General features: G+C 61.9%; 12 protein-coding genes. 7 read left to right on the top strand and 5 right to left on the bottom strand.

Annotated elements, in window-relative coordinates; genetic code table 11:
* Positions 1-2 precede the first annotated feature (2 nt).
* On the bottom strand, positions 3-1,049 hold the full coding sequence (locus AB7783_RS11060) for a peptidase M29 (RefSeq protein ID WP_089263744.1): 1,047 nt from the start codon (positions 1,047-1,049) through the stop codon (positions 3-5).
* A 140-nt stretch (positions 1,050-1,189) separates the two neighbouring features.
* Between AB7783_RS11060 and AB7783_RS11065 the strand changes: the two genes are divergently transcribed.
* Entirely contained in the window at positions 1,190-2,191 is a 1,002-nt protein-coding gene (locus AB7783_RS11065) for a flavin reductase (RefSeq protein ID WP_441277645.1), read from the top strand.
* A 201-nt stretch (positions 2,192-2,392) separates the two neighbouring features.
* Here AB7783_RS11065 and AB7783_RS11070 read toward each other — a convergent pair whose 3' ends face one another.
* On the bottom strand, positions 2,393-3,379 hold the full coding sequence (locus AB7783_RS11070) for an ABC transporter substrate-binding protein (protein ID WP_068732554.1): 987 nt from the start codon (positions 3,377-3,379) through the stop codon (positions 2,393-2,395).
* Positions 3,380-3,553: 174 nt separating this feature from the next.
* On the opposite strand from AB7783_RS11070, the gene AB7783_RS11075 reads away from it, so the two are divergent.
* Positions 3,554-4,933, top strand: a complete 1,380-nt coding sequence (locus AB7783_RS11075) for a malonyl-CoA decarboxylase (RefSeq protein WP_093761301.1) — start codon at positions 3,554-3,556, stop codon at positions 4,931-4,933.
* 170 nt (positions 4,934-5,103) lie between these two features.
* Here AB7783_RS11075 and AB7783_RS11080 read toward each other — a convergent pair whose 3' ends face one another.
* Positions 5,104-5,979: a cell envelope integrity EipB family protein gene (locus AB7783_RS11080; RefSeq protein WP_093761299.1), complete on the bottom strand. Its 876-nt coding sequence runs from the start codon at positions 5,977-5,979 to the stop codon at positions 5,104-5,106.
* A gap of 252 nt (positions 5,980-6,231) precedes the next feature.
* Here AB7783_RS11080 and AB7783_RS11085 point away from each other — a divergent pair, with 252 nt between their 5' ends.
* The 5 genes from AB7783_RS11085 (at position 6,232) to AB7783_RS11105 (ending at position 10,662) form a co-directional block, all read left to right on the top strand.
* Complete coding sequence (locus AB7783_RS11085; protein ID WP_092144382.1) at positions 6,232-6,699, top strand: RidA family protein; 468 nt, start codon at positions 6,232-6,234, stop codon at positions 6,697-6,699.
* A 78-nt stretch (positions 6,700-6,777) separates the two neighbouring features.
* A complete protein-coding gene (locus AB7783_RS11090; protein WP_441277646.1) occupies positions 6,778-7,524 on the top strand; it encodes a glycerophosphodiester phosphodiesterase in 747 nt (248 codons plus the stop codon).
* 102 nt (positions 7,525-7,626) lie between these two features.
* Entirely contained in the window at positions 7,627-8,862 is a 1,236-nt protein-coding gene (locus AB7783_RS11095) for a GNAT family N-acetyltransferase (RefSeq protein ID WP_441277647.1), read from the top strand.
* Between the two features lie 71 nt (positions 8,863-8,933).
* Complete coding sequence (locus AB7783_RS11100; protein ID WP_089263737.1) at positions 8,934-9,362, top strand: HIT family protein; 429 nt, start codon at positions 8,934-8,936, stop codon at positions 9,360-9,362.
* A 127-nt stretch (positions 9,363-9,489) separates the two neighbouring features.
* Complete coding sequence (locus tag AB7783_RS11105; protein ID WP_441276790.1) at positions 9,490-10,662, top strand: IS481 family transposase; 1,173 nt, start codon at positions 9,490-9,492, stop codon at positions 10,660-10,662.
* Positions 10,663-10,861: 199 nt separating this feature from the next.
* Here the strand turns inward: AB7783_RS11105 and tsaA are convergent, their stop codons facing one another.
* Positions 10,862-11,353, bottom strand: coding sequence for a tRNA (N6-threonylcarbamoyladenosine(37)-N6)-methyltransferase TrmO (tsaA, locus tag AB7783_RS11110; RefSeq protein WP_089263736.1), 492 nt, complete (start codon positions 11,351-11,353; stop codon positions 10,862-10,864).
* 15 nt (positions 11,354-11,368) lie between these two features.
* Positions 11,369-12,355 carry a Bug family tripartite tricarboxylate transporter substrate binding protein gene (locus AB7783_RS11115; RefSeq protein ID WP_441277648.1) on the bottom strand — a complete coding sequence of 329 codons (987 nt, stop codon included), beginning with the start codon at positions 12,353-12,355 and terminating at the stop codon, positions 11,369-11,371.
* Between the last annotated feature and the right edge of the window lie 12 nt (positions 12,356-12,367).

Consider the following 12,367-nt stretch of genomic DNA (forward strand, 5'->3'; position numbering starts at 1 on the left):
ACTCAGCCGAACACGTCCTGCAATTCGCCATCCTTGATCACGTCCACACCATCGAGCGTGATGGTCGTCTTGAAGATCGGCAGATCGAAATGCCCCGCGGTGTAGCGCCCGGCGAATTCATTGGCGCCGGTGGAGAACAGGAAGTTGCCGGCCACTGCGCGGATTTCCGTACCGTTGGTATCGCGCTGGTCATACATCTGCAGCGCCTCGTAGCGTGCATTGGGATTCATGCCCCAGCCCACATGCGACACGGCATAGGCCTCACGATCGCCCCAGGCGGCGAGATAGCGCTTCATCATCTCGGCATCGGCGCCCTCGCCCGTCAGCTCGGTGAGATAGTCGTCCTTGAACAGCATCCGCACCGGCGACGTCAGATAGCGTTTGAAGGTCAGATTGATATCGCCCGCATCCATCACCACCGTGCCATTGATGGTCTTGCTCTTCGGGAAGCTCACGACGATGCCGCCCGGCCAATGTGCCAGCGTGCCCGGCTTGTCGGTCCAGCCCCAGACGCCGACGGTGGCTGCGCCTTCCATGTTGACGTCCAGATCGGTGCCCGCCTTCGAGGTCACCTTCATGTGCTTCGTGCCGCGCAGCATCTTCGCCGCCGCGCGCACGCGCTTTTCGAGCGCCGAGTCCGGCACCATGCGCTCAAGCGCTTCCGGATGCTCGTTGGAAATCACGAGAATGCGCGCGCCGGCCTTCAGGATCTCCGGTGTTTCCTTGGCATGCATCAGGCCTTCGATGGTGCAGTCGACGACGAAGCCGGCCTGCTGCAGCGCTGATACAACCGGCCCGAGTTGCTGGATCGCTTCGGACGCGCCGGTGGAGCGGATCGGCACGACCTGCTTGTTGCGCGGCGTCGGCACCACGACATGAAACGGCCGCGCGCCCATGCGGAGCAATGCCAATTCGGCAATGTGCACATTCAGTGCGCGCGATTGCGTCTCGGAGAGGATGGCGGCAGTGTCGCCGGGCTTGACCGCGCAGCGCTCGAAGATCTCGCAGAATGCGTCGATCCATTTCGCCTCGATGCGATCCGCCAGCATGCCGTTTCTCCGTGTTTTAAAGCGATTATGGTTGGATGATAGGCGCGGTCATGTTATATGAAAAGGAATATTTTTAATCTTGAAGGACAATCCGGCGCTGTATTTTGGGCAGTCGCTGATGTCGCGGAGCGGCGAATTCCATGGCGTTTGACAAGACGGCGCAGGACAAGGTCGCGGACGACAAGCTCGTGGACAAGGCGCAGGCGGTCAACCCCGCCACCTTTCGTCAGGCGCTGGGCCAGTTTCCGACCGGCGTCACCGTGGTCACCGCAACGACAGGCGATCATCCTGTCGGCATGACCGCCAATTCGTTCTCGTCGGTGTCGCTCGATCCGCCGCTGGTGCTGTGGAGCGTCGCGAAATCTTCGCCCAGCCACGATCCCTTCGTCGAAGCCGACGCTTTCGCCATTCACTTTCTCGGCGCCGATCATGGCGAGCTCGCGATGCGTTTCGGCCGTCGCGGCTCCGACAAGTTTGCTGATATCGCCCATGCGCCGGGCATCAGCGGTGCACCGCTGATCGAGGGCCTCGCGCCGATCTTCGAATGCAAGACCTGGGCGCGCTATCCCGGCGGCGACCATACGATCCTGGTCGGTGAAGTCGTGCACTTCGTCGAGCGCAATCACGACCCCCTCGTCTTCCACTCCGGACAACTCCGCCGCATCGACAAGGCACAGCCACGTGCGCCGGCCCTGGCCAGCAACAGTTTTGCACGCAGCTACCTGTCCTATCTGCTGGCGCGCGCCAGCTTCAATGTATCCAGCTCGTTTCATGCGCGGTTGAAGGAATGGGACCTCACCGTGCCGGAATGGCGCGTGCTAGCCTGCCTCGCCGATGTCGAAGGCCTGTCGGTCGGCGAACTCGCCGCGATGGCTTTGATGAAGCAGCCGGGCCTGACGAAAGTGCTCGACCGCATGGAGCGCGACGATCTGCTCAAGCGCAAGAGCACCTCAAACGATCGCCGCCGCGTCACGCTCTACCTGACCGCGAAAGGCCGCGCGCGCGTCAAGCCCGTGCAGAAGGCCGCGCTCGAACATGAGGCGGAACTGCTGAAGCGCTTCAGCGACGACGAACGCGCGACCATCAAATATGCCCTCGATCTCCTGATCGACAGCGGCATGTCGGACGCGGCGAGCGAATAGCAACAATCACTGCTTGTCTCCTCCGTCATTGCGAGGAGCCCTTGCGACGAAGCAATCCAGTCCCTCTTCAAATAAAGAACTGGATTGCCGCGTCGCTTCGCTCCTCGCAATGACGGCGGAAAGGCTCGAGCAAACGAAAATGCCCGGCACAAGGCCGGGCATGACGGAGAGAGTGTCATTGTTTGTAGGTGAGCGACGCCGTTACTTGATCGGCGCGACGACCTTGCCCTTCAGCTCGGAGACGTCGAGCTTCTTCGGCAGCATTCCGGATTCGACATAGGTGTCGAGCATCTTCTGGATCGCATCGAAATTCGGCGCGGCGCCGGGGTCGCGTGCGAAGTCGTTATCCTTCAACAGGTAGGTTTCCAGCACCGGGATCGGCGCCTTCATCACTTCATTGACGACCTTCAGCGTTTCATCGCGGTTGGCCAACGCCTTCTGCATGCCAAGCGTCAGATCGCGCACATACATCCTGGCCAGTTCCGGATTCTTCTCGATGAAGTCGGCACGGCAGGCTTCGAGAATGTGCACGATGCCGTCCTGCTGCTGCGACAGCGAGAACAGCTTGCGGGTGCCGCCCTTGGCTTCCATGCGCGCGGCGAAAGGCTGGTTCATCACGGCGGAATCGACGCGGCCCGAACGCAGCGCTTCTTCCGAGAGCGCGAAGCCGACTTCAACCAGCTTGACGTCCTTGGCCGGATCGAGACCGGCCTGTTTCAACAGGATCGCCATCGGGCCATAGATGCCGGAGCCCAGCGTATTGATCGACATCGTCTTCCCCTTGAGGTCGGCGATGGTCTTGATCGGCGAGTCGTCTTTTACCGCCCAATAGACAGAAAAGCTGCCCGGCTTTTCGAACACGTGCTGCGCAACGATCGAAGCCTTGAGGTTGCCGCTCTGCACGCCCTGCGCCAGTGCCAGCACCGATTGCGTCGCGCAGTCCAGCGCGCCGGCCGCGAGTGCCTGCGTCATCGGCGCGGTGCCCTGAAACTGCACCCACTCGATATTGTATTTCTTGCCGAGATCCGCGAATTCCTGCGGACGCTTCATCATCCAGTATTTGGATTCTTCGGCCGGGATGGTCCAGCCAACCTTGATGGTTTGTTGGGCAAATGCCGAGCCACTGCTCAGCAACGCTCCTAGTGCCAGAGCCGCCACAACGCCACGCTTCGATGCGATCCGCTTCATCCTGAATTCCTCTGTTTTCAGCGATCCGGCCGCAGTCAGAAACGAATGCAATTCTCTTGCCGAAGCGCTCCCCACTCACAATTGTTTCATGCTTCAAATGATCGCGCAATATGCCTCGCTATGGGCTATATTGAAGCGGACTGGTTGGACTGCCAGCCCGGGAATTGATTCACCATGAGCAATGACTCCTTTTTCTCCGATCTCCTCGCATCCATCTCGGAACGCGGACGCACTCTGCTGCGGCTCGGTCCCGCATCTGTCGATCCCAAACAGAACGCATCGGATTTGATCGAACTCTGCACGGAGCTGTTGTCGGGACGCGGCGAAGCGTCCGGCACGGTCCTCGCGCGCGGCGTGCTCGATCGCTACAAGAGTCTCGACGAGGCCGGTCGTCTCACCTTCTTCGAAAACCTCGCACAGAATTACGGTCCCGATCGTGACAAGCTTGAAAAGGCCATCGAAGCATGGCGTGCCAAGCCGACCGGTGACGTCTCCGGCGAGTTGCATTTCGCATCCGAGCCGCAGCGGCAGGAACTGTTTCGCCGGCTGAACCGCGCGCCGAACGCGACCAGCGAACTCGTGAAGATGCGTGAAGATCTTCTCGACCTGAAGAATGGTAACAAAGACCTCAACGCCGTCGATCGCGACGTCGTTCATCTCTTGGCATCCTGGTTCAACAGGGGATTTCTGGTGCTGCGCAAGATCGACTGGTCCACGCCCGCCAATGTACTCGAAAAAGTCATCAAATATGAAGCGGTGCATGAGATCCACGACTGGGACGATCTGCGCCGCCGCATCGATCCCGTCGATCGCCGCTGCTACGCGTTCTTCCACCCTGCTTTGGTCGATGAACCGCTGATCTTCGTCGAGGTTGCGCTCACCGAAACCATTCCGGGCGCCATCGCCCCGCTGCTCGCGGTCGATCGTCAGCCGGTGCCGATCGAGCGCGCGCGCACCGCGGTGTTCTATTCGATCTCCAACTGCCAGCGCGGGCTTGGCGGTATTTCGTTCGGCAACTTCCTGATCAAGCAGGTGGTCGAGGAACTGCGCCGCGAATTGCCGAAGCTCGACACGTTCGTGACACTGTCGCCAGTACCGGGCTTCATGAAGTGGCTCAAGAAGGCCGACGACCTCAACCTGTCCAATGAGGACCAGGCGCTGGTCGACATGCTCGCCGATCCGCTATGGGTCAACGACACAGCGCTGACGGCGCAGCTCAAGCCCGTGATGGAACAGCTCGCCGCGCATTACTTCCTGAGAGCCAAGAGCCCCCGCGGCGGCCCGATCGATTCCGTCGCCCGCTTCCATCTCGGCAACGGCGCACGGCTCGAGCGCATCGACTGGCTCGGCGATACGTCGGCGAAGGGCCTGCGTGAGTCCGCCAGCCTGATGGTGAACTATCTGTATCGTCTCGACGATATCGAGAAGAACCACGAAGCCTATGCCGATCATTACGAGATCGCGGCATCGAGCGCGGTGAAGAAGCTGCTGAAGAGTGAAAGCGGCGGCGGGCTGCGTTTGCTGGACAGCATGCGGCTGTCGAGAGCGGAGTGACGAACTTCACCTCTCCCCGCTTGCGGGGAGAGGTCGACTGAAACGCGCGAAGCGCGTGGAAGTCGGGTGAGGGGGACTCTCCACCTGCTCAGCTCTCGGAGAGTCCCCCTCACCCGTCGCGGACTTCGTCCGCGCCACCCTCTCCCCGCAAGCGGGGCGAGGGGCATCCCTCACTTACAAGGCTTGCTGTCCTTCACATTGAACTTGCTCATGGCGCCGCCGATGACGAAGTCATTGTAGTCCAGCATCAGCGACCGCGAGACGCCGTTCTCATAGAGTTCAAATGACATCGCATAGACCGGCGTCTGCTCACCACCGTCGGAGGATTTGGCCGACTTGTCGTAATAGCTGACGGTGACCGGCCAGCGCGTCAGCTTCTTCATCCCGTCATCACCCGTCGAAGGATCGGGTTCGCTGACCTTGCGATCCCCGGGGATCGCCTGCCCGATCACCGTGAGCGTGCTGTAGACTTTCTCGCCTGTATCCGACCCGTCATAGACATTCAGTTCCAGCACCGACTTGCCTTCGCGTGCGGCGGCGATGATGCGGTGGATTTGCTCGGTCGGAAACACGGTGGAACCCTCCAGCGTGAAGGTCTTCGCCACCGGCTGCTTCAGCTTGACGGTGACGTGATCGCCCTCGCGCTCCGCCATGCCGTCGACGGCGCTGGCATCACCGTCATTCATCCGGGTGTCGATCTTGAAGCGATAGCTCTTGCCGTCACCGGCTTCCCAGCTGGTGGAGCGCAGATCGCTCAGCGTGGTCTTGTCCTCGCCGCTGTTGAGCTCCGAAACCTGACGGAAATCCGACGTGTAGCCTTCGCAGGCACTGCCGGTAAAATTATAGAGGATGCGGCCGCTGGCGCTGTTCACGCTGGCATTGCCGCGCGACTTCAACAGCTTCAGTTCATACAGCGCCTGGTGCGCGACGAACGGCGTGCCCGCAGCAGGCGGAGCCGCGAATGCCGACACCGGCGCTACGAAGGTCGCAATGGTCAGTGCCAGCGAAGCGGCCTGGAGGCGCGAAACGGAGGAAATGCGGCGCATGGGGTTTCCCTGGATTCTGGAACTACAACAATAGAGAGCGTCCTATTGCGTCGCAACTACGGCCGCGCCGGATTCGCACTGCGGAAATGCCATATTCTGCAGCGAATCTTGCCAAATCCGCACAGTTGCGGCGGCGACCCGATGTCGCCCGATCGTCACTTGCGCGGCGACGCGGTATGGGTGAAACAGACGGTGCCTGAACCCTTTGGGGACTTTTGTTCGGGCACATCATCAATTGTTTGGGGAATCACGATGGCAGGAACGGTCGAGCAGAAACTTGCGGATCTGGGGGTCAAGCTTCACGAGCCGGTGAGCCCGGTAGCGAACTATGTCGGCTTCGTCCGCACGGGCAATCTGCTGTTCGTCTCTGGTCAGATCTGCATGGGCGCCGACGGCCAGCTGATCGCCAAGGGCAAGCTCGGCGCCGGCGTAACCCTCGAACAGGGCGTCAATGCCGCACGCGGCTGCGCCATCAACATCCTGGCGCAGGTCAAGGCTGCGCTCGGCGATCTCGACAAGGTGGCCCGCGTCGTCCGTCTCGGCGGCTTCGTCAATTCGACGCCGGATTTCATCGACGCGCCGAAGATCATCAATGGCGCATCGGACCTGATGGTCGCCGCCTTCGGCGACAAGGGCCGCCATTCCCGCGCCGCTGTCGGCGTCGCCTCGCTGCCCGCCGATTGTGCGGTCGAGGTCGACGCGGTGTTCGAAGTCATCTAGCTTTTCGTTTTGACGCGTTTTCTTCACGCGAACCGGTATCCACTTCGCTTGAAAACGCTCTGATGCAGGACAATCCCGATGCGCGCACCTGACTGGCTCATCGCCCGGCCGGTCGCGCATCGTGGCCTGCATGATCGCACCCGCGGCATCATCGAGAACATGCCCGGCGCCATGCACGCCGCCATATCAGGCAATTTCAGCATCGAGACCGATGTCCAGCTCACCGCCGACGGCGAGGCGATGGTGCATCATGACGATGAGTTGGGACGCCTGACCGAAGGCTCCGGTCCCCTGCTCGCGAAGACCTCCACCGAACTCAAGCAAATAACCTTCAAGGACACGCCTGAGCGCATGATGTCGCTCGGCGATCTTCTTGCACTGATCGACGGCCGTGTCGGACTCGTGATCGAGATCAAGAGCCATTTCGATGGCGACCGCAAACTGGTCACCCGCGTCGCCGAGATTCTGAAAACCTATCGCGGGCCGGTTGCCTGGATGTCGTTCGATCCCGATCAGGTTCTCGCGATGCGCGAGATCGCCCCCGGGATCCCGCGCGGCATTACCGCCCAGCGCACCTATGACGACGGCGAGTGGTTGACGCTTACGCAGGCCCAGCGCGACGGCATGCGCCATCTCCGCCACGCCTTCCGCACCCGCCCCCATTTCGTCTCCTACTGGGTCAAGGAACTGCCGGCCCCGGCGCCCTGGATCGCCCGCAACCTGTTCGGCTGCGCGCTCCTGACCTGGACCGTCCGCACGCCGGAACAGCGTGCCGTCACCGCCCGCTACGCCGACCAGATGACGTTCGAAGGCTTTGTGCCGTAACCTGAAGGCGTTGCGGCCGGGACTTGAAGTGTCCGGCGCGATGCACAATCTTAGGAGCGGTCACCGCGACGGTTGATCGCATATGACCGGTTCAAGTGATTGATGACGTCATCGGAAATTACCCTCGAAGCAGTGGCGTCCATCAGCCAGATTCCGGCCACGGACTGGGACGCCTGTGCCACCGGTCATGCCAATCTCGGTGGCATTGAGAGCCTCGATACGCTGGCCCCGGCGGCCAATGGTTGCGCCTCGAAAGCCAATTACAACCCGTTTGTGTCCCATGCCTTTTTCACGGCCGTCGAGAAGTCGAATTCGGCCTGCGCCCGCACCGGCTGGGGACCGCGGCATCTGATCGCCAAGAGTGATGGCCGCATCGTCGGTGTCGTGCCCTGTTATCTGAAATCGCACTCGCAGGGCGAATACGTGTTCGACCGCGGCTGGGCCGATGCCTATGAGCGCGCCGGCGGGCAATATTACCCGAAGCTGCAGGCCTCGGTTCCGTTCACGCCCGCCACCGGCCCGCGCCTGCTGATCCGCGACGGCGTCGATGTGGAACGCGTCGGCGCGGCGCTGGCCGGCGGCCTCGTCGGTCTCTGCGAGGCCACCGATGCATCGTCTGTCCATGTCACCTTCGCGCGCGAAAGCGAATGGCAATTTCTCGCCGCGCGCGGCTTCCTGCAGCGGACCGACCAGCAGTTTCATTTCCGCAATGACGGCTACGCCACCTTCGACGATTTCCTGGCGACGCTGAATTCACGCCATCGCAAGGCGATCAAGCGCGAGCGCCGTGATGCGCTGGCCAATGGCATCACCGTCCATCCCCTCACGGGCAGCGAGATCACCGAGGATGCGTGGGACGCGTTCTTCGCCTTCTACATGGAGACCGGCTCGCGCAAATGGGGCCGGCCGTATCTCACGCGCGAGTTCTATGCGCTGATCGCCGAGAGCATGAGCAATGACGTCGCGCTGATCATGGCCAGGCGCGACGGCAAGTGGATCGCCGGCGCCATCAATTTCATTGGTTCGGACACGCTGTTCGGCCGCCACTGGGGCGCCGTCGAGCATCACCCGTTCCTGCATTTCGAGGTCTGCTACTATCAGGCCATCGACTTCGCGATCCGCCGCGGATTGAAGACCGTCGAGGCCGGCGCGCAAGGCGAACACAAGATCGCACGGGGCTATCTGCCGCAGACCACCTATTCGGCGCATTACATCGCCGATCGCGGACTGCGTCAGGCCGTCGGCGAATATCTTCAGCGCGAGCGCGAATATGTCGCGGAGGCCGTCCGCGAATTGACCGAAGCCGGCCCGTTCAGGAAGGGCGACGAGCAGGATTAAGCCGTCTTGACCGGCTCCCCTCTGGCGGCGACAGTCGCCCAAATTTGCGCCGAAATTCTCCGGAGGATTCCATGACCGCGTATGACCCCAACAACATCTTCGCCAAGATCCTGCGCGGCGAATTCCCCTGCTACAAGGTCTATGAGAACGACCACGTGCTGGCGTTCCTCGACATCATGCCGCGCTCCCCCGGCCACACGCTGGTGATCCCCAAGGCGCCCGCGCGCAACATCTTCGACATCACGCCTGATGACTATGCCCATGTGATCCGCGCCGCCCACAAGATCGCCGCTGCCTGCAAACAGGCCTTCAAGGCCGACGGTATGACCGTCGCGCAATATTCGGAAGCCGCCGGCGGCCAGGTGGTGTTTCACCTGCACATGCATGTGATGCCGCGCCACGACAATGTCGGCCTGCTGCCGCCGGCATCGCGCAAGGAAGACCCGAAAGTGCTGGAAGACAACGCGACGAAACTGATCGCGGCATTGGCAGCGCTGTAGGCTACGCACCGGCCGTGCGCTCCCTCTCCCCGCTCTGCTGTTCAGTCCGGACAGATCGCTGACAGGTGTTCGGAGACATAGTTGACACATTCAGATTGGCTGGAGTCCTCCTTTTCAGGAGGTTTCCATGCCATGGCGCGAGGTGTCGGCAATGGATCAGCGGCGGGAGTTTGCCCTTTTGGCAATGCAGGAGGGCGTCAATCGGCGAGAACTGTGTCGGCGGTTCGGGATCAGCCCGCAGACCGGCTACAAATGGCTGGCGCGGGTCGAGGCCGGCGATGCGGAACTGGCCGATCGGTCGCGGCGACCGCTTGTCAGCCCACGACGCAGCAATACGGCAATCGAGACGCTGGTGCTTGCGGTGCGCGATGCCCATCCGGCCTGGGGCGCGCGCAAGATTGCGTACTGCCTGCAGCGTGACGGGATGACACCGCCGGCGATCTCCACCGTGCATGAGATCCTGCACCGCAACGGCCGCATTATCCTGCCGCCGGGCGGCGCAACACAGCCGCTGCAGCGCTTCGAGAAGGAGGCGCCCAACCAGCTATGGCAGATGGATTTCAAAGGGCGCATGCCGCTGGCCAACAACGCAGCATGCCATCCGCTCACCGTAATCGACGACCACTCGCGCTATGCACTTTGCATCCAGGCCTGCGCAAACGAACAGAGTGCAACCGTGCAGCAGCGGCTGATACAGACTTTCCGGCGCTATGGTCTGCCGGACGCGTTCTTCGTCGACAACGGCTCGCCTTGGGGCGACAGCGGCGGCTCGCGCTGGACTGCCCTGCGGGTCTGGTTGCTCAAGCTTGGCGTCGACACGATCTATGCAAGGCCGTTCCACCCGCAAAGCCGCGGCAAGAACGAACGCTTCCACCGTTCCCTCAAGGCCGAAGTATTCGCGGCACGCCGGTTCCGCGACTTTGCCGAACTACAGCGCGCTTTCGATACATGGCGCACCGTCTACAATCTGCAACGCCCCCACGAAGCACTCGGCATGGACGTTCCCGCTACCCGTTACAAACCCAGCACGCGGCCGATGCCCGACAAAATCGTCGAGGTCGAATATGCCAGCAATGACATCGTGCGCCGCGTCTCAGTCAATCCGCGCATCGACTTCAAGGGCCGGCGATGGCGCGTACCAAAAGCCTTTCGCGGCGAACGGCTGGCAATCCGCCCCTTGGACAGCGATGGCCACTACGGGATTTTCTTCGGCAGCCGGAAAGTCGCAGAAATCGACTTGACTGGCACAAAAAGTGTCAGTGATGTCTCCGAACAGGTGTCAACCATGTCTCCCGACTGAACAGCAGAGCGGGGAGAGGGGGGGGGGGTGAGGGGCAAGGCACACAGCCAATCGCAATAGTGATCTATCGGATCGCTGCCTGCGGCTTCAAATTACCGACCCGAGAGCGTTTACTCGCGTCAACGTCGTGCACAGCCCCTCACCCGCCGCGAAGACGCGGCGACCTCTCCCCGCAAAGAGCGGGGAGAGGTTAAGTCCCCTACTCCGTCTGAAAGTCGCCCGGCTGCGGCGGCGCCAGCGGCGTGAATTCGCAGCGGTCGGGTTTCACATCCAGCAACGGCGTCTCGTCCAGACAATCGAGCCCGCGCACCAGCACGGTCGCTCCCTCGATCCCCACCAGCTTCACCATGGATGTGCCCAGCGGGTTTGGCCGCACCGGCGTGCGCAGTGAGAAGATGCCGCGCGCATTGCCGTCATTCTTGGGGCTCTGCAGCACCAGGTCGCGGCGCGACAGGTGCAACCAGTAGATCACTTCGAGATGCTTGTAGAGATCGAGGTCCTTCAGCCCCGGCACCCATGGCTCGAAGATCTCGAGCCGGCACACCGGCCCGTCATGCCTGCCCTGCCGCGGCGTTTCCAGCCGCGACGTCCAGGGCGTGCGGATGCGCCCGATATAGACGAGGCCCGCATGGTTCGGCTTCGGTGCATCGACGGCGAGTTCGCCGGCGCGGATTTCACTTTCACGAACCATTGCCCACCATTCTGATCAATCCAGCGAGATGTTCTGCGCCTTGATCACTTTCGACCACCGCGCCCGGTCCTCGTCAACGAATTCGTTGATCTCCTTGACCGTCTTCGGTCGCAGCACCGGGAAGCCGATCTTTTCCAGCGATGCGCGGAAGGTGTTGTCGTTCAAGGCGCGGTCCATGCTGGCCATGACCGTCTTCACGACATCATCCGGCAGTTTCGATGATCCCGCCAGGCCGAACCAGACGCCAACCTGATAGTCCGGATAGCCGCTCTCGATGACGGTGGGCACGTCAGGCAGATCGGGACTGCGTTCTTTCGAACTGACGCCGAGCGGCCGCAGCAACCCGGCCTTCACGGGCGGCAGCGCCGTGGAGAGCGTATCGAACATCACCTGGATATTGCCGGAGAGGAGATCGGTCAGCGCCGGCCCAGCGCCCTTGTAAGGCACATGGGTCATCTCGACGCCGGCGATCTGCTTGAACATCTCACCCGCCAGATGAATGGTACCGCCGGTGCCGGCCGATCCGAAATTCAGCTTGCCGGGATTGGCCTTCGTGTAAGCTACGAACTCCTTCACCGTCTTGGCCGGCACGGACGGATGCACTTCCATCACCACGGGCAAGTCAGTGACCACCGTCAGCATTCGCAGATCCTTCTGCGGATCGTAGGACAGCTTTTTGTAGAGCAGCGGGTTGAGCACCATGATCGATGCGGCCGTGACGAACAGCGTGTAGCCATCCGGTTCTGCACGCGCGACCGCTTCGGCGGCGATGGCGCCTTGTGCGCCCGGCTTGTTCTCGACGATCGTCGTCTGCTTGAGATCGCGGCCGAGATAATCCGCAACCAGACGCGCGAGCACATCGGTCGGCCCGCCGGCTGCATAGGGCACCACGAGCTTGATCACGCGCGTCGGATATTCCGCCGCACGGGCGAGCGGCGCGGCAAAACCCAGCGCAGCGATGACGATGCCGGTTATCAAGGCAGAACTTGCGCGCAATCTCATATCGTCTCCCAA

Source organism: Tardiphaga sp. 172_B4_N1_3 (genome assembly GCF_052076035.1).
Taxonomy (GTDB): Bacteria; Pseudomonadota; Alphaproteobacteria; order Rhizobiales; family Xanthobacteraceae; genus Tardiphaga; species Tardiphaga robiniae.